Source organism: Brevundimonas sp. UBA4553, from assembly GCF_002387245.1.
In the GTDB taxonomy this organism is placed as follows: Bacteria; Pseudomonadota; Alphaproteobacteria; order Caulobacterales; family Caulobacteraceae; genus Brevundimonas.
Map to the genome: position 1 here is coordinate 42,763 of NZ_DGLD01000002.1, position 18,856 is coordinate 61,618.

The 18,856-nt window shown below is 67.8% G+C and carries 20 protein-coding genes; 12 read left to right on the forward strand and 8 right to left on the reverse strand.

Annotated elements, in window-relative coordinates; genetic code table 11:
• Positions 1 to 99: 99 nt before the first annotated feature.
• The gene (locus tag B4A39_RS01565; RefSeq protein ID WP_409449582.1) at positions 100 to 2,484 is read left to right on the forward strand and encodes a TonB-dependent receptor; all 2,385 of its coding nucleotides are present in this window, start codon (positions 100 to 102) and stop codon (positions 2,482 to 2,484) included.
• 62 nt (positions 2,485 to 2,546) lie between these two features.
• Positions 2,547 to 2,807 (forward strand): hypothetical protein, encoded by a 261-nt coding sequence (locus tag B4A39_RS01570; protein WP_292032535.1) that lies wholly within the window; start codon positions 2,547 to 2,549, stop codon positions 2,805 to 2,807.
• Here the strand turns inward: B4A39_RS01570 and B4A39_RS01575 are convergent.
• Positions 2,804 to 3,265, reverse strand: a complete 462-nt coding sequence (locus tag B4A39_RS01575) for a DUF983 domain-containing protein (RefSeq protein ID WP_292032536.1) — start codon at positions 3,263 to 3,265, stop codon at positions 2,804 to 2,806. The genes B4A39_RS01570 and B4A39_RS01575 overlap by 4 nt on opposite strands.
• Positions 3,266 to 3,435: 170 nt before the next feature.
• On the opposite strand from B4A39_RS01575, the gene B4A39_RS01580 reads away from it, so the two are divergent.
• Entirely contained in the window at positions 3,436 to 6,333 is a 2,898-nt protein-coding gene (locus B4A39_RS01580; RefSeq protein WP_292032539.1) for a tetratricopeptide repeat protein, read from the forward strand.
• 52 nt (positions 6,334 to 6,385) lie between these two features.
• Here B4A39_RS01580 and B4A39_RS01585 read toward each other — a convergent pair whose 3' ends face one another.
• The 3 genes from B4A39_RS01585 to B4A39_RS01595 form a co-directional block, all read right to left on the reverse strand.
• Positions 6,386 to 6,664 carry an HU family DNA-binding protein gene (locus B4A39_RS01585; protein ID WP_105564062.1) on the reverse strand — a complete coding sequence of 93 codons (279 nt, stop codon included), beginning with the start codon at positions 6,662 to 6,664 and terminating at the stop codon, positions 6,386 to 6,388.
• Positions 6,665 to 6,778: 114 nt separating this feature from the next.
• Entirely contained in the window at positions 6,779 to 7,603 is an 825-nt protein-coding gene (fliP, locus tag B4A39_RS01590) for a flagellar type III secretion system pore protein FliP (protein ID WP_292032551.1), read from the reverse strand.
• Positions 7,600 to 7,887 (reverse strand): flagellar biosynthetic protein FliO, encoded by a 288-nt coding sequence (locus B4A39_RS01595; RefSeq protein ID WP_292032553.1) that lies wholly within the window; start codon positions 7,885 to 7,887, stop codon positions 7,600 to 7,602. The genes fliP and B4A39_RS01595 overlap by 4 nt, the downstream gene beginning before the upstream one ends.
• A 144-nt stretch (positions 7,888 to 8,031) precedes the next feature.
• On the opposite strand from B4A39_RS01595, the gene flgB reads away from it, so the two are divergent.
• The 4 genes from flgB (at position 8,032) to B4A39_RS01615 (ending at position 9,648) form a co-directional block, all read left to right on the forward strand.
• On the forward strand, positions 8,032 to 8,436 hold the full coding sequence (gene flgB / locus B4A39_RS01600) for a flagellar basal body rod protein FlgB (protein ID WP_292032555.1): 405 nt from the start codon (positions 8,032 to 8,034) through the stop codon (positions 8,434 to 8,436).
• Positions 8,437 to 8,491: 55 nt separating this feature from the next.
• A complete protein-coding gene (gene flgC / locus B4A39_RS01605; protein ID WP_409449586.1) occupies positions 8,492 to 8,878 on the forward strand; it encodes a flagellar basal body rod protein FlgC in 387 nt (128 codons plus the stop codon).
• Between the two features lie 10 nt (positions 8,879 to 8,888).
• Positions 8,889 to 9,200: a flagellar hook-basal body complex protein FliE gene (fliE, locus tag B4A39_RS01610; protein WP_292032559.1), complete on the forward strand. Its 312-nt coding sequence runs from the start codon at positions 8,889 to 8,891 to the stop codon at positions 9,198 to 9,200.
• Positions 9,201 to 9,267: 67 nt separating this feature from the next.
• Entirely contained in the window at positions 9,268 to 9,648 is a 381-nt protein-coding gene (locus B4A39_RS01615; protein WP_292032562.1) for a VOC family protein, read from the forward strand.
• Here B4A39_RS01615 and B4A39_RS01620 read toward each other — a convergent pair.
• Positions 9,645 to 10,793, reverse strand: coding sequence for an acyltransferase family protein (locus B4A39_RS01620; RefSeq protein ID WP_292032564.1), 1,149 nt, complete (start codon positions 10,791 to 10,793; stop codon positions 9,645 to 9,647). The two genes, B4A39_RS01615 and B4A39_RS01620, sit on opposite strands and share 4 nt — an antisense overlap.
• A 189-nt stretch (positions 10,794 to 10,982) precedes the next feature.
• On the opposite strand from B4A39_RS01620, the gene B4A39_RS01625 reads away from it, so the two are divergent.
• On the forward strand, positions 10,983 to 11,813 hold the full coding sequence (locus B4A39_RS01625) for an alpha/beta fold hydrolase (RefSeq protein ID WP_292032566.1): 831 nt from the start codon (positions 10,983 to 10,985) through the stop codon (positions 11,811 to 11,813).
• Positions 11,814 to 11,823: 10 nt separating this feature from the next.
• On the opposite strand, the gene folE is transcribed toward B4A39_RS01625, so the two are convergent.
• On the reverse strand, positions 11,824 to 12,411 hold the full coding sequence (folE, locus tag B4A39_RS01630; protein ID WP_292032568.1) for a GTP cyclohydrolase I FolE: 588 nt from the start codon (positions 12,409 to 12,411) through the stop codon (positions 11,824 to 11,826).
• Between the two features lie 129 nt (positions 12,412 to 12,540).
• Between folE and fliQ the strand changes: the two genes are divergently transcribed.
• The 4 genes from fliQ to cckA are packed head-to-tail and all read left to right on the forward strand — an operon-like array spanning position 12,541 to position 16,770.
• Positions 12,541 to 12,804 carry a flagellar biosynthesis protein FliQ gene (fliQ, locus tag B4A39_RS01635; RefSeq protein ID WP_105564070.1) on the forward strand — a complete coding sequence of 88 codons (264 nt, stop codon included), beginning with the start codon at positions 12,541 to 12,543 and terminating at the stop codon, positions 12,802 to 12,804.
• 7 nt (positions 12,805 to 12,811) lie between these two features.
• Positions 12,812 to 13,582 carry a flagellar biosynthetic protein FliR gene (fliR, locus tag B4A39_RS01640; RefSeq protein WP_292032572.1) on the forward strand — a complete coding sequence of 257 codons (771 nt, stop codon included), beginning with the start codon at positions 12,812 to 12,814 and terminating at the stop codon, positions 13,580 to 13,582.
• Positions 13,575 to 14,651: a flagellar biosynthesis protein FlhB gene (gene flhB / locus B4A39_RS01645; RefSeq protein WP_292032574.1), complete on the forward strand. Its 1,077-nt coding sequence runs from the start codon at positions 13,575 to 13,577 to the stop codon at positions 14,649 to 14,651. The genes fliR and flhB overlap by 8 nt, the downstream gene beginning before the upstream one ends.
• A gap of 25 nt (positions 14,652 to 14,676) precedes the next feature.
• Positions 14,677 to 16,770 carry a cell cycle histidine kinase CckA gene (gene cckA, locus B4A39_RS01650; RefSeq protein WP_292032576.1) on the forward strand — a complete coding sequence of 698 codons (2,094 nt, stop codon included), beginning with the start codon at positions 14,677 to 14,679 and terminating at the stop codon, positions 16,768 to 16,770.
• Between the two features lie 114 nt (positions 16,771 to 16,884).
• On the opposite strand, the gene B4A39_RS01655 is transcribed toward cckA, so the two are convergent.
• Together B4A39_RS01655 and B4A39_RS01660 are read right to left on the reverse strand one after the other, a co-directional pair.
• Entirely contained in the window at positions 16,885 to 18,402 is a 1,518-nt protein-coding gene (locus B4A39_RS01655; RefSeq protein WP_292032578.1) for an arylsulfatase, read from the reverse strand.
• Between the two features lie 131 nt (positions 18,403 to 18,533).
• The gene (locus B4A39_RS01660) at positions 18,534 to 18,722 is read right to left on the reverse strand and encodes a hypothetical protein (RefSeq protein ID WP_292032580.1); all 189 of its coding nucleotides are present in this window, start codon (positions 18,720 to 18,722) and stop codon (positions 18,534 to 18,536) included.
• Between the last annotated feature and the right edge of the window lie 134 nt (positions 18,723 to 18,856).

Here is an 18,856-nt window from a genome sequence, read left to right on the forward strand (position 1 = left end):
CAGGGTAAGACTTTCAACGGCAAGGCTCGACTGCTAGAGCGCGGCTCTTGTCCGCGACAGAGCCGTGCGCCGTCGCTCCGCCCAGCGGTTATCCCTTCCATGAATCTCCCTGTCCGCGCCGCGTTTCTCGCGTCCGCCTCCTTGCTCGTGCTCGCTGGCGCCGTCCCGGTCTTGGCTGAGGATCGACCGGCTGTCGCGGAGGAGGGGCCGACCCAGGTGTCCGAGATCGTGGTGACGGCCCAGCGGCGCGAGGCGCCCCTGGCGGCCACGCCTCTGTCGCTGACGGTCGTGGCCCAGCCGCTGCTGGACGACGTCGGCGTGCGCGACATCAAGGACCTGCAGATACTGACGCCGGGCCTGATCGTGGCCTCGACCTCGAACCAGACCTTCACCACGGCACGCATCCGCGGCGTCGGCACGGTGGGCGACAACCCGGGGCTGGAAAGCTCGGTCGGCGTCATGATCGACGGCGTCTATCGCCCGCGCAACGGCGTGGCCCTGGGCGACCTGGGCGAGATCGAACGCGTCGAGGTGCTGAAGGGCCCGCAGGCCACCCTGTTCGGCAAGAACACCTCGGCCGGCGTCATCAATGTCGTCACCGCCGCCCCGTCGTTCACGCCGCGCATGGCGGGCGAGGCGACCTTCGGCGACCATGGAACCGCCGGCGGCTCGGTGTCGCTGACCGGCCCTATCGTGGACGAGGTTCTGGCCGGGCGGCTCTATGTCGCCGCCCGCCGTCGCGACGGCCTTTATGACGTCAGGACCGGGGACGGCCCGCGCACCGCGACCGACGACCAGAACGAGCACTATGACACGGTGCGCGGCCAGCTGCTGTGGCAGGTCACGCCTGACCTGAGCGCTCGCCTGACCGCCGACTGGACCGAGCGGGACGAGCGCTGCTGCGTCGGGGTGCAGCTGGTCACCGGCGGCACGGCGCCGCTTCTGGCGACCTTCGCGCCCGACGGCGGGGTGGCGGCGACGCCCAACCCCTGGGCGCGCGTCGCCTGGTCGAATCGCGACACCAACACCCGCATCCGTGACAAGGGTCTGGCCCTGCACCTGACCGCCGATCTGGGCTGGGCGCAGCTGGAAAGCACCACGGCGGTGCGCGACTGGCGCGGCGTCATCAGTCAGGACTGGGACTTCACCTCGGCCGACCTGGCCTATCGCCCTGACGACGGCAGCTGGTCCAACCGCTTCCGCACCCTGACGCAGGAGGTCCGCCTGTCGGGCCGGCGTGACCGCCTCGACTGGTCGGGCGGCCTGTTCCTCGCCGACGAGAAGCTGACCCGTCGCGACAGCCTGCTCTACGGCGCCGACTATGAGGCATATGTCAGCCGCCTGCTGTCACGCTCGACCACCAATCCTCTGGGCGATCCCGCCTACGTCTCGACCCTGACCGGCCTGCCGGTCGGCCAGAGCTTCGTCGAGGGCGAGGGCCAGAAGGACCGCTACTGGCAGACGACGCAGTCCGCGGCCCTGTTCGCGCAGGCCTCCTACGCCGTGACCAACCGCCTGACCCTGACCGGCGGTCTGCGCCGCACGCATGAGACCAAGGACATGAGCGCGGCCTACACCAACACCGACGGCGGACGCGCTTGCGCCGCGGCCCTGGCCAATGGCGTGACCAACGCCACGCTTTGCCTGCCGTGGTCGAACCCGGCCTTCAACGGCTTGGCCTCGTCGGACACGGTCAAGGACCAGGCCTGGACCGGCCTGGCCCGCGCCGAGTTCAAGGCCGCCGAGGGCGCGCGCCTCTACGCCTCGTGGTCGCGCGGCCGCAAGAACGGGGGCTTCAACCTGGATCGCGGCCAGACCAATCTGGTCCCCGACACCTCGCGCGCCTTCCCGGCGGAAAGCGCCGAAGCCTGGGAGGTCGGGGTCAAGAGCGTCCTGCTGGACCGTCGCCTGCTGGTCGGCGCCGCCGCCTTCCGTCAGACCTACGACGACTTCCAACTGAACACCTTCCTCGGCACCACCTTCCTGGTCCGATCCGTGCCGCACGTGCGCGCCAAGGGCGTGGAGGCCGACTTCATGCTCCTGCCGGTCGAGGGACTGTCGCTGCAGGGCGGCGTCACCTACGCCCAGACGGAATATGGGGATGAGACCGTGCCCGGTCTGCCGCTTCTGGCAGGCCGTCGTCTGGCCTTCACGCCGCTGTGGAGCGGCTCTCTGGCCGGGACCTATGAGCGGTCGGTGGGCAGCGGCCTGACCGGTCGCGTCACGCTCGCCGCCAAGTATTCGTCGGAATATAACACCGGCTCGGATCTGGATCCGGCCAAGAGCCAGCCCGGTTTCTGGCTGGTGGACGGCCGCGTGGCCCTGGCTCGGGACGAGGCCTGGAGCGTCGAGCTGTGGGGCCGCAACCTGTTCGATCAGGACTATCGCCAGGTGGCCTTCGGCGCCCCGTTCCAGGCAGGCACCCTCGGAGCCTTCCTGGGGGCACCCCGCACGGTCGGCGTGACCTTGCGAATGATCCGCTAGGGCCGGGTGGCGCCGGACGGGGAATCCCCTATGTCTGGCGCCCTAACCTTCGGAGAGACAACATGACCCAGACGCGCGACCAGGTCCTGAGCGGCGAAGTCGAGATCGACGGCGCCACCTTCGTGAACTGCGAGTTCAGGAACGCGCGGCTGGTCTATCGCGGCGGCACCCCGCCCAACTTCAACAACTGCCAGTTCACCCAGTCGAATTTCGCCTTCTTCGACAGCGCCGCGAACACGCTGAACTTCCTGCGCGCCATGGCGCCGAAAGAAACCAACATGCGCGGCGTGGTCACCGGCCTGATGCCGGAACTGGGCCTTTAGGACGTTCGGTCGGCCCGGCGCGCTTCCTCGCGGGCGGCGCGCTCGGCCTGACCCCGCCAGCCGTAGCCCTCGCCGTGCTTGCCGACGCTGGAGAAGACGGCTTCCTCGGCCTTGTGGAAGTATTGCTCGGCCACCATCCACCCCTTGAAGGGGCGCAGCACCCCCAGGCACATCAGCGCCAGGATCGGCAGGGTGACGACGAAATGCACCCAGATCGGCGGGTGGACGTTGAACTCGAAGATCATGAAACCGATCATGCCGACGATGCCGACCGCCGACATGACGAAGAAGGCCGGGCCGTCCGCCGGATCGGCGAAGCCGTAGTCCAGTCCGCAGTTCGAGCAATCCTTGCGGATCGTCAGATAGCCCTGGAACAGAGGCCCCACGCCACAGCGCGGGCAGCGGCAACGGACGCCGGTCTTCAGCGGGCTGAGGGGCGGATAGACGGGGTCTGACACGGCAACACCTGACGGACACGGTGACGATAACGTCGATACCCTCGATGTCGGCCTTTCGCGGGCGCGTCGCAAGCGGGTGATTTGTCCTACCCTCGGGGTAAGGTTTTCGGCTCGGCTCTTTAACCGGCGTTAACTGTGATTAAAGCCCTTTCGCGCGAGTGTGCGCGCGTATGTCCGGGGCAACCGTCAGCAAGCGCGTACTGAAGACGACCGTGGCGGCGGCTGCGGCGGGCGTCGTCGTGTTCGCGCCCCTGGCGCCGCACGCCGAGGGCGCCAACATCAGCAGCGGCCCGGTCGAGATCCGCGTCGGCGCCAACAGCGGCTTCACCAAGATCGAATTCGCCGGGGTCGTCGGCTCCCGCGCCCGCGTGCGCCAGGACGGCCGCGCCGTCATCGTCCGCATCGGCACGACCGCGGCCCCCGACGTCAGCCGTCTGCGCGTCGACCCGCCCAAGGGGGTCGAGAAGGTCGAGACCCGCTCCGTCCAGGGCGCGACCGAACTGGTCCTGACCCTGGCCGAAGGCGCGGGCGTCCGTTCCGGCGCCGCCGACGGCGCAGTCTGGCTCAACCTCTATGCGCCGGGCGCTGCGCCTGCCGGCGCCAAGCCCTCGGTCGTGCCCGCCGACGGGGCCGTGCCAGTCACCGCCGAGGTCAAGGACGAGACCACCCGCCTGACCTTCGCCTGGGCCGCCCCCGTCGGCGCCGCCGTCTTCCGGCGCGGCGACGCGGTCTGGGTGGTGTTCGACGCTCCCGCCCGGATGAACATGCCCGCCGGCGCGAAGGCGGGCGACGCCGCCGGGGCGCGCTGGGCCGCCGGTCCCGACTTCACCGCCATCCGCATTCCCGCCGCCGAGGGCCAGACGGTCTCGGCCCGCGCCGACGGAGCGTCCTGGATCGTCACCCTGGGCGGAACCGCGGCCAGCGTGACCGGCGTCGACATCGGCCGCGACGACAGCGTCCAGACGGCGTTGACCGCGCGCATGGCCGGGGCGACCAAGACCGTCTGGCTGACCGATCCCATGGTCGGTGACCGCTTCGCCGCCGTCACGGCCCTCGCGCCCGGCAAGGGCATGGCGAAGGGCCGCCGCACCGTCGACCTGGCCCTGTTGCCCACCGCCCACGGCCTGGCGGTGGAGACCCCGACCGACGACCTGACGGTCAAGGCCGAGGGCGACATCGTCACCCTGTCGCGCCCCAGGGGCCTGCGTCTGTCGCCGCCGACCATCGGGCTGGAAGCCGCCGCCCAGGAGGTCCACGCCCCGCGCGCCGCCGTGCGCCCGGCCCTGATCATCGCCGACTGGGCCGATCTGGGCGGGGACAGCTTCAACGAGCGGCACCGCACGCTGCAGGTCGCCGCCGAACTGGAAAGCGGCCGCGCCGCCGAAAACCCGCGCGCGCCCGTCGAATCCCGTCTCGCCTACGCCCGCTTCCTGGTCGGGCAGGGACTGGGCTACGAAGCCGTCGGCGTGCTCAACGCCCTGGTCAAGCAGACGCCCGCCATGCAGGGCGTGGCCGAGGTGCGCGGCCTGCGCGGCGCCGCGCGCGCCTCCATCGGTCGCCTGGCCGAGGCCGAGGCCGATTTCTCGTCCGGGGCGCTGGCGGGCGATCCGTCCACCCGCGTCTGGCAGGGCTATATCGCCGCCCAGCGCAGCGACTGGACCACGGCGCGTCAGGCCTTCGCGGCCGGCGCGGGCGTGGTCGACAACTTCACGCCTGAATGGCGCGCCCGCTTCGGCACGGCGCACGCCCTGGCCGCCGTCGAGACCGGCGATCTGGACGCCGCGCGCGAGCTGCTGGCCTATGTCTTCAGCCAACCGGGCGTGTCGGCGGCGGATCAACTGGCGGCCCGTCTGGTCCAGGCCCGGCTGTTCGAGCTGGAGCAGAAACCAACCCAGGCCCTGGCCCTCTACAAGGCCGTGGCTCGCGCTCCGCTGGACGGAATCTCCACGCCCGCCCGTCTTGGCGTGGTGCGTCTGGAAATGACCAAAGGGACACTGAAGCCCGATCAGGCGGCCGCCCAGCTCGAAGCGCTCAAGTGGCGCTGGCGCGGGGACGGGACCGAGTTGGCGGTGATCCGCAGCCTCGGCGAACTCTATCTGTCGCAGGGCCGCTATCGCGAGGCGCTGACGACGCTGAAGGCGGCGGGGCGCAAGATCGTGGTCCTGCCTGGCGGCGACAAGCTGCAGACCGATCTGGACAACGCCTTCCGCGCCCTGTTCCTCGACGGCGCCGCCGACGGCCTGCAGCCGGTCCAGGCCCTGGCCCTGTTCTTCGACTTCCGCGAACTGACCCCGGTCGGCGCCGACGGCGACGAGATGGTGCGCCGTCTGGCCCGCCGCCTGATCGACGTCGACCTGCTGGATCAGGCGGCCGAGCTGCTCAAGTATCAGGCCGACAACCGTCTGGACGGCGTGGCCAAGGCCCAGGTCTCGACCAATCTGGCCGCCGTCTATCTGATGAACCGTCAGCCGGAGCAGGCGCTGCAGGCGCTCTGGTCGTCGCGCACCACGCTTCTGCCCACGGCCATGAACACCGAGCGCCGCGCGCTGGAGGCCCGCGCCCTGATGGAGCTGGGGCGCTACGATCACGCCCTGGAGCTGCTGGGCAAGGACGCCTCGCCCGCCTCTCGTGACGTTCGGGCCGAGATCTTCTGGAAACAGCAGCAGTGGGGGGCGGCCGCCGCCCTCTATGAGCAGCAGCTGGGCAATCGGCATCGCGACGCCCTCATCCCCCTGACGGCGGACGAGGAGAACCGTCTGATCCGCGCCGGGGTCGGCTATTCGCTGGCGCGTGACGGGACCGCGCTGAACCGTCTGTCGAACAACTATTCCGGTTTCGCTGAAAAGGCCCGGTCGCCCGGCGGCATTCGCATCGCCCTGGCCGGGCTGGACGGGGCTGACGGATCGGGCCGCCCGCAGGACTTCGCCGCTCTCAGCGCCGGGGCCGACACCTATGCCGGATGGATCGCGGCGACCAAGGCCGAGTTCAGACAGAAAACGGGCGGAGATCGCCCTGCGACCCCCGCCCGAAATCAACCCCCGGCGGCGGCAAGACCTGCTGCCGCCTGATGGTTCGGCCTCTGCATGAGAGGCGCCTGGACCCCCGTGGGGGCCCGAAGGCTTAGCCGTTGACGGCGTCCTTCAGCGGCTTCGACACGCGGAAGCGCACAGCCTTCGAAGCGGCGATCTTGATGGTCGCGCCCGTGGCGGGGTTGCGGCCTTCGCGCTCGGCGCGCTCGGCGGTGTCGAAGACGCCCAGGTTCGAGATGCGAACGTCCGAGCCCGAAACCAGGCTCTTGTGGATGTTCTTGACGATCGCGTCGAGGACGCGGCCGGCGTCGGCCTGCGAGACACCTGCGTCCTTGGCGACGGCGGCGATCAGTTCGGCTTGAGTGGTCATAAGGGTTTTCCCAGTGGTGGTCGTCCGATTCCCGGACGAAGACCGGAGGATCAACACGCGTTTGCCTCAGCTTGGCAAGCCCGCATGACGCTCAAACCCCCTGAGGCTGGGGATTTATCCCCCGCCGGCGCCTCTCTGGAAGCTCTCGACCAGGCTTCCGGCGACCAGCCGCCAGCCGTCCACCAGGACGAAGAAGATCAGCTTGAACGGCAGCGAAATCACCACCGGCGGCAGCATCATCATACCCATGGACATCAGCACGCTGGCGACCACCAGATCGATCACAAGGAACGGAACGAAAAGAAGAAATCCGATCGTGAAGGCCTTCTTCAACTCGCTGATCATGAAGGCCGGCGTGACCACCCGCAGCGGCAGCTCCTGCACGTCCTGGGGGGGCTCGATTTTCGACAGGCGGGTGAACAGGGCCAGGTCGCTGCGATCCACCTGGGCCAGCATGAAGGTTTTCACCGGTTCGGAGGCCGCATCGAAGGCTTGGGGCAGCTCCATCTGCTGATCCATCAGCGGGCGGATGCCCGAATCATAGGCGTCCTGCCAGGTCGGAGCCATGACGATGGCGCTCAGGAACAGGGCCAGTGACACCAGGACGGCGTTAGGCGGCGACTGCTGCATCCCCAGGGCGGTGCGCAGCAGGGACAGCACCACGATGATGCGCACGAAGCTGGTGGTCATGATGACGATGGAGGGCGCCAGCGACAGCACGGTCATCAGCCCGACCAGCTGCACCACCCTTTGGGTCAGGCCTGCGCCGGTCCCCAGGTCGATGTTGATGGCCGATCCGTTCTGCGCGGCCTGGGCCGCCTCCTGCGCCAGCGCGCCCAGCGGCCAGACCAGACACAGGGCCGTGGTGATCAGCGACAGCAGGGCGGCGCGCTTCAATTCCGCGCGCGAGGGCAGGGCGAAGACGGCGGGACGGCTCATTTCGCCTCTCCTGATTCGACCACCGGGCCGCGCGGCTCGATCAGTTCGCGCCCTTCGCCCAGCAGGAGCAGTCGTTCCTCGGCGTCGACGCGGACCAGCACCAGTCGCCGTGCGGGGTCCAGCACCAGGGTCTCGATCACCTGCAGCCGCCGCGCGCCGCGCTCGGCCTGAAACTTCGCCAGAACCTGGGGCGCATAGCGACGCGCCGCCCAGGCGGCCAGACCAATCAGGCCCAGAGTGATCGCCAGGCCGAACACCGCCCGGAACAGATCGAGGAAATTCATGCGGTTTCTAGGCCCCACCGGCGCTCACAGGCGCGCCGCGTCGCCCGCACGTTTCGCGCCTCGTGGTTAACGGCGCGTTTAGGAACACGGAATATTAACCATGCAGGCGGCAAATTCTGCCGGTCCGATCCTCGAGGGTTACGCGTGTCCGTCACCGACCTGCCTCTGCTGAACCAGATCAAGGGCCGTCTCGGATGGCTCGACGATCGCCAGCGCGTGATCGCCCAGAACGTCGCCAACTCCGACACCCCCGGCTACATGGCGCGCGACCTGAAGGCGCCGACCGACTTCGCCGAGGCCATGCGCACCGGAGGCGGTCTGAAGATGGTCGCCACCAACGCCCGTCACATCACCCCGCCGGGGCAGGCCGCGCGCTTTGATTCGCTCAACGCGCCCGATTCCGAGACCACGCTCGACGGCAACTCGGTCGTCGTCGAGGAGCAGATGCTGAAGATGGCCGAGAGCCGGATGGCCTATGACGCCGCCATCGGCTTCTACCAGAAGTCCATGCAGATGATCCGCATGGCCGCCAAGAAGCCCGGCGTCTGAGGCAGGAGACTAAGCCATGCCCGATCCCGTCACCGTCGCGCCGCGCAACACCGCCATGGGCGTGGCCGCCAGCGCCCTGAAGGCGCAGCAGTCGCGGATGCGCGTCATCGCCGAGAACATCGCCAACGCCCAGTCGACGGCCCTGGTCGCGGGCGGCGAGCCCTATCGCCGCCAGACCCCGGTTTTCCAGGCGCGCAAGGTGGACGGGGCGACCGGCGTGGTCCTGGCTGAGGTCCGGCCGGACCAGAGCCCTTTCCGCATGGAATACGACCCGTCGCACCCGGCGGCTAACGCCGAGGGCTATGTCCAGCGGCCCAATGTCGACACCCTGGTCGAGGCCATGGACATGCGCGAGGCGCAGCGCGCCTACGAGGCCAACCTGAACGTCATCGAGACGGCGCGGAACATGGAGACCCGCACCCTCGACATCATCAAGAAGTAAGGGCTAGCGCATGAATCCCATGATGGCGGCCAAGGCCTATGCGGCGGTTCAGGGCGGAGCCATGCCCACCGCGACCCCGCCCAGCGCAGCCTCGGCGGCGCAGGGGCCAGGCTTCTCCGAGTTGCTGCAGAACGTCATGGCCTCGACGGCGCAGCAGACACGCGGCGCCGAAACCCAGATGAGCCAGATGGTCCAGGGTCAGGGCAGCCTGATCGACGTCGTCACCGCCGTCTCGTCCGCCGAAGCCTCGCTGGAAACCGTCATGGCGGTGCGCGATCAGGTCATCTCGGCCTATCAGGAAATCATGCGGATGCCGATCTGACGCAGAGGGGGCAGGGATCGAACTCTCGCCCTTGGCGGTTCTCTCTCGTGAACAGGGAGAAAACCATATGCTCAAGGACAAGAATTCCTCGGCTATCGTGGCGGTGAAGGATCTGGATCGGGCCAAGGCCTTCTATTCCGACGTGCTGGAGCTGAACCTGGCCGACACGTCGATGGACGGGGTGCTGGGCTATCGCACGGGCGGCACCTGGCTGACGGTCTACAAGTCCGACTTCGCCGGGACCAATCAGGCCAACGCCGTGACCTGGGACGTCGGGGTCGAACTGGACGACATCGTCGAGAGCCTGAAGGCCAGGGGCGTCGCCTTCGAGCACTATGACGGCATGGGCCGCGAAGGCGACGTCCATGTCGCCGGGCCGATGCGGCTGGTCTGGTTCAAGGACCCCGACGGCAACATCCTGCACTTGATCGGCGGCGTGCCGGTCTAGCCCTCCAGCGACACCACCGGCTGTTTGATCTCGGCGCGGGCGTGGCCACGCTTCTTCAGCCAGGCGCGGATGCGTTTCTGGATCGGATTGTCGACGCCGTAGTGGAACAGGAAGGCGAAGACGAAGGCCGCGCCTACGCCCATGACCCACAGCGCCCAGCGCGCAGCCTCGCCCAGGTTCAACCTGTTGGCCGTGACCTCGGCCAGACCGAACCAGCCGATGCGCACCACCTCGTTGGAAATGAACATGGCGAAGGAGACGACCGCCGCCTGTTCGACCAGCTTTGAGGGTCGCTTCACCGGCACGGCCCCGGCGGCCAGGATAATGATGGAGATGAAGACCAGCGAGATCAGGGCGTGCTTGTCGAAATATTGCACGATCGCCAGGCCGACCGATGCCAGCAGCAGGGCCCAACCGGCCAGGCGCGGGTTGATCCAGACGCCCTGCGCGAACCAGGCCAGCCCCATGCCTAGGACGAACAGGGGCAGGGCGCGCCAGATGCCGAGCGCCAGCGGCATCTGATAGACGGGATAGTTCAGGATGGCCCAGCACAGCTCATTGGCCGCCAGATAGCCTACCACCACCAGCCCCAGCGCCATCCACGGCCCGACCTGCGTCAGGCCGCGCAGCACCCAGGGGAAGGCCAGGTAGCAGCCCAGCAGGGCCGAGATCGACCAGCTGGGGGCGTTCCAGCCCAGACCGCCGTGCACGCCGAACGACTGCACCAGGGCGACTTGCGCAGGCAATTGGTCCCAGGCGAACCACTCGGGATGGGTCGGCGGCAGGCCGATGGCCGTGCCCAGCAGCACCATGGCCACCAGGAGGCCCAGCATGATCAGATGGGCCGGAAACACCCGCAGCGACCGCTTGAGGAAGAAGTCGGTCTTCGACATCCGCCCGCCGCCGACCGCCACGCCATAGACGCGCATCAGCACGTATCCGCTGTCGATCAGGAAGAAGTTGGTCAGCAGGAAACCGCCGCGCTCGAACACCGGGTGGACCGCCTCGGCCAGAGCGTGGGGCGCCGAAGCCTGGAAGTGGTGCAGGATGATCAGCGAGGCCACGATGAAGCGCAGCGCATCCAGCCACCCGCCGCGCATGATGGGCGGTGGTTCGTTATGAGACGAAAACGCGGTCCAACCCATGACGAGGCCTCCTTCAGCGGCGAGGACTCGCAAGAAGGGGGCCGCTTGCGCTAGGGTCGCTTTCGGGGCCTTCCCACCCCTTCATTTCCAGTTCCTGACCTGACGCGCGGGCTTGTCCGCTGGCGTCAGGCGCGTGCGTGCTCCCCGAAACGGGCCCGCTGCGGGCCCATGGCCACAGGATGCTGAACCATGCCTTTCATCACGACCGACGACGGGACCGAGATCTTCTACAAGGACTGGGGGACCGGGCAGCCGCTCGTCTTCCATCACGGCTGGCCGCTGAGCGCGGACGACTGGGACGCCCAGATGCTGTTCTTCCTGGGCCAGGGCTATCGCGTCATCGCCCATGACCGGCGCGGCCACGGTCGTTCGACCCAGACGGCCGAGGGCAATGAGATGAACACCTACGCCGCCGACGTGGCGGCGCTGGCCAAGCATCTGGACCTGCGCGACGCGGTCCACATCGGCCACTCGACCGGCGGCGGCGAGGTGGCGCGCTACGTCGCCCGGCACGGCGAGCCGGACGGCCGCGTGGCCAAGGCGGTCCTGATCGGCGCCGTGCCGCCGCTGATGCTGAAGACCGAGGCCAATCCCGGCGGTTTGCCGCTGGAGGTCTTCGACGGCTTCCGCGCCGCCCTCGCGGCCAACCGGGCGCAGTTCTATCGTGACGTGCCGGCCGGTCCCTTCTACGGCTTCAACCGCGACGGCGCTCAGGTGTCGCAGGGCGTCATCGACAACTGGTGGCGGCAGGGGATGCAGGGCGGGGCCAAGGCTCACTACGACTGCATCAAGGCCTTCTCTGAGACCGATTTCACCGAGGACCTCAAGGCCATCACCGTGCCGACCCTGGTCCTGCATGGGGACGATGACCAGATCGTACCCATCGACGACTCGGCGCGACTGTCGGCGCCCCTGCTGAAGAACGGCACGTTGAAGATCCATCCCGGCCTGCCGCACGGGATGTGCACCACCCATGCCGACGTTATCAACGCCGACCTGCTGGCCTTCATCAAGGGCTAGGGCGAGAGGATCAGCCCCGGACGAGGCGCAGGAATTCCTCGCGCGTCCGGGGGTCTTCGCGGACCGTGCCCAGCAGGCAGCTGGTCGACAGGCTGGCGCCGGGCACGTCCACGCCGCGCATGGTCATGCAGCTGTGCTCGGCCTCGATGACCACGCCGACGCCGTGCGGACGCAGCACGTCCTGGATGGCGTGGGCGATGTCCGAGGTCATCTTTTCCTGAATCTGCAGGCGCCGCGCAAAGCCGCGCACCACGCGCGCCAGCTTGGAGATGCCCACGACCCGGTCGGTAGGCAGGTAGCCGACGTGGGCCATGCCGACGACCGGCAGCATGTGGTGTTCGCAGAAGCTGACGAAGCGGATGTTCTTCAGGACGACCAGCTCGTCGTAGCCGCCGACCTCCTCGAAGGTCTTCTCCAGATACTCGCGCGGCTCGACCTCATAGCCCTGGAACAGCTCGCGATAGGACTTGGCCACCCGCTTGGGCGTTTCCACCAGACCCTCGCGGTCGGGATTGTCGCCCGCCCACTGGATCAGGGTGCGAACGGCGGCTTCGGCTTCGGCCTGCGAGACGGAGGGTTTGTGCGCGTGGTCGGTCATGGCTTGTCCATATAGCCGGACGGGCCGATCAATCCAGTCGTCAAGACGATCGACGGTTCGCATCGGTTTTCCTAAACGGCCTGTTAACCATCCTGTCGGCATTTTCTGCCCAGTTCCCTGGGGTGGTCGATGAGCGGCGCGGAAGTTCTGGATATTGGCCGCGACGCCATCTGGCTGACGATTCAGCTGTGCGCCCCCGTGCTTGTCGTCGGCCTGGTGGTCGGCGTGGTCATCGGCCTGTTTCAAGCCCTGACCCAGATTCAGGAACAGACCCTGATCTATGCGCCCAAGATCATCGCCATTTTCGTGTCGCTGCTGCTGTTCCTGCCGCTGATGGGCGCCTTGCTGGGCGGCTTCATGCGCGAGATCGCCGCCCGCATCGCCGGGATGTAGGTCGGCCGTGGAGTCCTACGCCACCGCCGAACAGATCTGGGCCGGGGGGCTGATCTTCGCCAGGATCGGCGCGATCCTGATGACCATTCCCGGCATCGGCGAATCCTATGTGCCGCCGCGCGTGCGCCTGTCGCTGGCCCTGCTGCTGGCGCTGGTGATGTGGCCGCTGGTGGCCGGGTCGCTGCCGGCCCTGCCGCCGACCCTGGGCGGCATGGTGGGCTGGATCATCCGCGAGGTCCTGACCGGCCTGGCCATCGGGGTCATCCTACGCAGTTTCATGACGGCCCTGGTCACGGCGGGCGAGATCATCTCGCAGCAGACGACCCTGGGCTTCGCCCAGACCGCCAACCCCTTGCAGGCCTCGCCCGGCTCGACCCTATCGGCCTTCCTGATGCTGCTGGGCGTGACCCTGATCTTCGCCACCAACACCCACCACCTCTTCATCGCCGGAATCCTGGGCTCCTACGAAGCCATCTCGCCGGCCCAGCCGATGATCGCGGCTGACTTCGCCGCCATGGCGGTCAAGACCTTGAGCCAGAGCTTCATGCTGGGGGTGCAGTTGTCGGCGCCGGTGCTGGTCTTCGCCCTGATCTTCAACCTGGCCTCGGGCCTGATCGCGCGGGTCATGCCGGCGTTTCAGGTCTATTTCGCCGCCGCCCCGCTCAGCGTCCTGCTGGGCCTGTCGATCTTCGCGCTGAGCCTCGGCGTGATGGGAACCATCTTCATCGACCGCTATCGCGCCCTGGCGCGGGTGTTCACGGGAGGGAGCCTTGGCTGAAGGCGCCGATCCCGAGTCGAAAACCGAAGAAGCCACCCCGCGAAAACTTGAGGAAGCGCGGAAAAAGGGCGACGTCGCCAAGTCGCCGGACGTGGCGGCGGCCATGTCCCTGGCCGGGGCGACGGCGGTCCTGCTGATCGGCGGCGGATACTTCTCGCAACAGATGGCCGAGGACATGCTGCCGTTCCTGGCCGAGCCCCATGCCATGATCGGCGGGCTGGAGGCCGGAGCCGGGATCGAGATCGGGATGCGCGCGGTCTGGGCGGTGACCCCCTTCCTGGCGGCCCTGATGCTGGCGGTCGTGGTGGGCGGCGTGGGCGGCAACCTGTTTCAGTCGGGCTTCATGTTCACGGCCGAGAAGATCAAGCCCAAGTGGTCGTCGGTCAGCCCCCTGTCGGGTTTCAAGCGCATCTTCGGTCCGGACGGCATTGTCCAGTTCATCAAGACCTTCCTCAAGCTGGTGGCCATCGGCGCCGTCTGCTGGTGGGTGCTGAAGCCGCACACGCGCGAGCTGGAGAACCTGGCGGCCATGAGCCCGGCCATGATCCTGCCCTTCGCCCGCGACCTGGCGGCGGCGCTGATGATCTCCGCCCTGATCTTCCTGGCCTTCACCGCCGGGGCCGACTTCATCTGGCAGAAGTTCCGCTTCGCCAAGCGGATGCGGATGACCAAGGAAGAGACCAAGGAAGACTACAAGCAGACCGAGGGCGACCCCCATATCAAGGGCAAGCTGCGCCAGATCCGCATGCAGCGCAGCCGCCAGCGGATGATGCAGGCCGTGCCGGGCGCCACCGTCGTCATCACCAACCCGACCCACTATTCCGTGGCGCTGCGCTATGAACCGGATCAGGGCGACGGCGCCCCCATCTGCGTCGCCAAGGGCGTCGACGCCGTCGCGCTCCGCATCCGGGAGCTGGCGAAGGAAAGCGGCGTGCCCGTCGTCGAGAACGTGCCTCTGGCGCGCGCCCTCTACGCCACGGTCGAGGTGGACGAGGTCATCCCCCGCGAACACTTCGAGGCGGCCGCCAAGGTGATCGGCTTCGTCATGCAGGGACGGAAACGGCGGTGACGCGCGATGCTGAGAGGAACGGCGTATGCTGACGACCACTGATTCGCGCGAGCGAGGCGCCATGACCGTTTCCAAGACCAGAGCGGCGGCGACGCGCCGTCCGACCTTTGATCCCCTGCTGGTGGTGATGGCCTTGGGCTTCGCCCTGGCGGTCGCCGCCATGGTCTATCCGGCGTTTCGCGCCAACGCCTTCACCGCGCCCGGCCTGATCCTGATCTTCGCGGCGGGGGCCACGGCCCTGATCTGGCTGTTCGCCTTCGGCCGGGCCGAGGTGCGCCGCGCCCACGGCGACACGGCGGTCGAGATGCTGGACGCCATGGCCGAGCCCGCGGCCCTGGTCTGGCCGTCCGGTCAGGTGCTGGCCTTCAACGGCGCCTGGGCCGAGGAGAACGGGGCCGTCACCGCGCTCCCGCGCGGCAAGTCGGCGCAGGCCCTCTACATGGCCTTCGCCCAGGCCCGCGAAGGCCATCAGGGCCGCGCCATCGTCCAGATCGGCGCGCGCGAGATCGAGGTCCTGATCGGGCAGGCGGGGCAGGGGCGTTTCCTCGTCCGCGCCGCGCCCGACGCCGTCCTGCCGGTGCCGCAGACCGCGCCCGTCGCCGCCCCCGCCAAGGTCAGCGGCGAGGCCCGCGCCATGGCCGCCGGCGCCCCCTTCGGCTCCACGGTCATCGCCGGCGACGACCTGTTTGCAGGCCGGGCCGAGGATTCCAACGCCGCGCTCGCCGTCCTGACCGGCCCCGCCGCCTCGGGCGACGCCGCCTTTGGCCACCTGTTCGATCTGGCGGGCGTGACCGAGGCGAAGGTCAAGCTGGCGGCCGGGTCGTCCGGCCCGATCGAGCTGGTGGCCCGCGCCTATCCCGACCGCCACCTGCACCTCTATGTCGCGCCCGAGGGCGACAAGCGCCGCGTCTGGCTGTTCGACGTCTCGTCGCAGAAGTCGATGGAGCTGCAGCTGTCGCAGGCCCAGAAGATGCAGGCCGTGGGCCAGCTGGCCGGCGGCGTGGCGCACGACTTCAACAACCTGCTGACCGCCATCCAGATGCAGCTGTCCGAGCTGCTGGAGCGCCATCCCGTCGGCGACCCCTCCTATGACGGTCTGAACCAGATCCGCCAGACCGGCATCCGCGCCGCCGACCTGGTGCGCAAGCTCCTGGCCTTCTCGCGCAAGTCCACGGTGCGGCGCGAGCGTCTGGACCTGGGCGAACTGGTCGGCGAATTCGCCGTCCTGCTGCGCCGCCTGCTGCGCGAGGACGTGCGGCTGGAAACAGACTACGGCCGCGACATGCCTCTGGTCCTGGCTGACAAGAGCCAGCTGGAGACCGCCGTCATGAACCTGGCGGTCAACGCCCGCGACGCCATGCGCGGCGTGGTCGAGCCGGGCGCGGGCGTGGTCACCATCAAGACCCGCCGCCTGACCGAGGGCCAGGCCCGCGACATGGGCTGGCGCGAGGCCGCCGGCGAGATCGCCCTGATCGAGGTGTCGGACACCGGCCCCGGCGTGCCGCCCGAACTGCTGGACAAGATCTTCGAGCCCTTCTTCACCACCAAGGCGGTCAACGAAGGCACCGGCATGGGTCTGGCCACTGTCTATGGCATTGTCCAGCAGGCGGGCGGCCACATCAGCGTCACCAACCTCGAGGGGGCGGGCGCCGCCTTCCGCATCTTCCTGCCCGCCGCCTCGGCCGAGGAACTGGTCGCCGCCCCCGTGGTCGAAAAGGCGGTCAAGGCCGCGCCGCGCGACCTGTCGGGCGCGGGCCGCATCCTGTTCGTCGAGGACGAGGCCGCCGTGCGCGGCATCGCCGCCCGTCTGCTGCGCCAGCGCGGTTATGAGGTGATCGAGGCCTGCGACGGCGAGGAAGCCCTGATCCTGGCCGAGGAATGGGCGGGTCAGATCGACATGATGATCTCCGACGTCATCATGCCGGGGCTGGACGGTCCGTCCCTGCTGAGGAAGGCGCGACCCTTCCTCGGCGACGCCCCGGTCATGTTCATCTCGGGCTACGCCGAGAGCGACTTCTCGGACCTGCTGCAGGACGAGACCGGCGTCTCCTTCCTGCCCAAGCCGCTGGACATCAAGACCCTGGCCGAGCGTGTGAAACAGGAACTGCACGCAGGCTGATCGCGGCTCCCCTCACACCGGTCTGCGCAGCGGCGGCGCGGCAAGCAGAATGCAGCAGGTTCCTGTTCTGGAGCGCTGCTGCATTCCGATTACAGCGGGTGACCGGACTGCCCGTCAGTCGCGACCGTGACTGAGGAACTGCTGCACGACGTTGGACATGTCGAACGACTTGCCGCCCTGCACCGGCGGATACTGCGCCAGGGTTTCCAGATGCTGATGCATCAGTTCGCCCATTGGCGATGTCAGCCACGAAACCTTCTGCAGCAGGTGACCGTAAGAGTCGGTGGTGTCGTAGCTCTCGAATGGGTCCATTCGGATATTGAACACCAGCGGCTTGCTACGACCCGTGATCGTTCCATAGTAGTCCTTGGCCGTTGAGAAGTGCCATTTCCAAGGCCCCATCCTCATCGCCGTCAGTTTGGACTCATTGTAGTGGAAGATGTGGTTTCGTGCGGATTTGTCAGTCTTCCCCATCCAGTAATCAAGGTTATTTTCACCATCGATGTACTGTTTCTTTTCGGACATCACCTTGCCCTTCACATCTTCGACTCCGCCAATCGCGGCCAGGGTGGTGAACATGTCCTGGTGAGCCTGGATGCCGTTCTTGAGCTGTAGCGGCTCGATGACGCCGGGCCAGCGCAGCATCGAGATGACGCGTACGCCGCCTTCATAGGTAGTCATCTTCTCACCCCGCCAGGGCGTGGTGCCTCCGTGTGGCCAGGATGCGTGCTCCGGGCCGTTGTCGGTGGAGTACCAGACGACCGTATCGTCCTCGAGATCCTGATCCTTCAGGAAGTCGAGCACCACGCCGACGTCGTGGTCGTGCTGCAGCATGCCTGATCCGTGCAGGTCGGCCTCCGACGTGTACTTCTCCGCCGCATAGCGCCACTTGTCGTTCAGCCGGGTGTAGAGGTGCATGCGGCTGGTGTTCAGCCACACGAACCAGGGCTTGCCGTCGGCTTCGGCGCGCTTGATGAAGTCCAGCGCGGCCGGTGTGAATTCGGCGTTGTCGACGTCGTGCATCCGCTCCTGATGGAGGGGGCCGGTGTCCTCGATCTTCTGCTTGCCGACGCGGCCGAAGCGGGGGTCCTCGCTCGAGTCATCCACGTCTGTCGCCCAACTGTGGATCACGCCGCGGGCGCCGAACTTCTTCTCGTATTCCTCCAGGCTGCCCGAATAGGCCTTGGCGAAGTTCTGGTAGTCGCGCTGCTCGTCCTCTTCGGAGACGTTGAGGTGGTAGAGGTTGCCGAAGAACTCTTCGAAGCCGTGGTTGGTCGGCAGGTGCTCGTTGCGGTCGCCCAGATGGCTCTTGCCGAAGTGGCCCGTGGCGTAGCCGGCCTCCTTGAGCACCTCGGCCAGGCATGGCGACGCCGGCTGCAGTCCGAGCGCATCGCCCGGTTGCCCGACGGTGACCATGCCCGAGCGGATCGGATACTGGCCGGTGATGAAGGAGGCCCGACCGGCCGTGCAGGACTGCTGGGCGTAGTGGTCGGTGAACCGAATGCCTTCCAGCCCGATCCGGTCGATGTTCGGCGTGGTGTAACCCATGGTGCCCAAACCATAGGCGCTGACATTCTGCCAGCCGATGTCGTCGCCCCAGATGACCAGGATATTGGGTTGCTTCTTCGCCATGGCGGCCTCCGTTTCACAGAAGGCGAGCCTGACGTCCGGCGGCCGGGCTCCCCTATCAGGTCAAACCCGCAGACGGCTGCCGGAGAACCGTAACTGGTTCGCGAGTGGAGACCGGCGACCCGGCCTGGACCTCAAATCCTCATGTCGAAGTGACGCGGCTCGGCCCCGCGGCGTTCGCGGGCGGCGTCGTGCAGGGTGTCGGCCAGGTCGAGCAGTTGGTGGCGACGCAGGCGCGGGATGACTTCCAGCAACTGCAGTCGCAGGGTTTCGGCTTCGGCGTCGCTGAGGGGCGTAAGCCGGCGGAGGGCGCGGGCGGTCATGGCGGTCCTCCTTTCAGGAGGTTTGTGAGGTCACACGGATCACTTTAGAAAGCGCTGTTTCGCCAATCGGGTTCCAGTTCGGACGGGATTGCGGGAAAATCTGAACAAACAGCGCTGTAAAGGCTTGGGTCTTT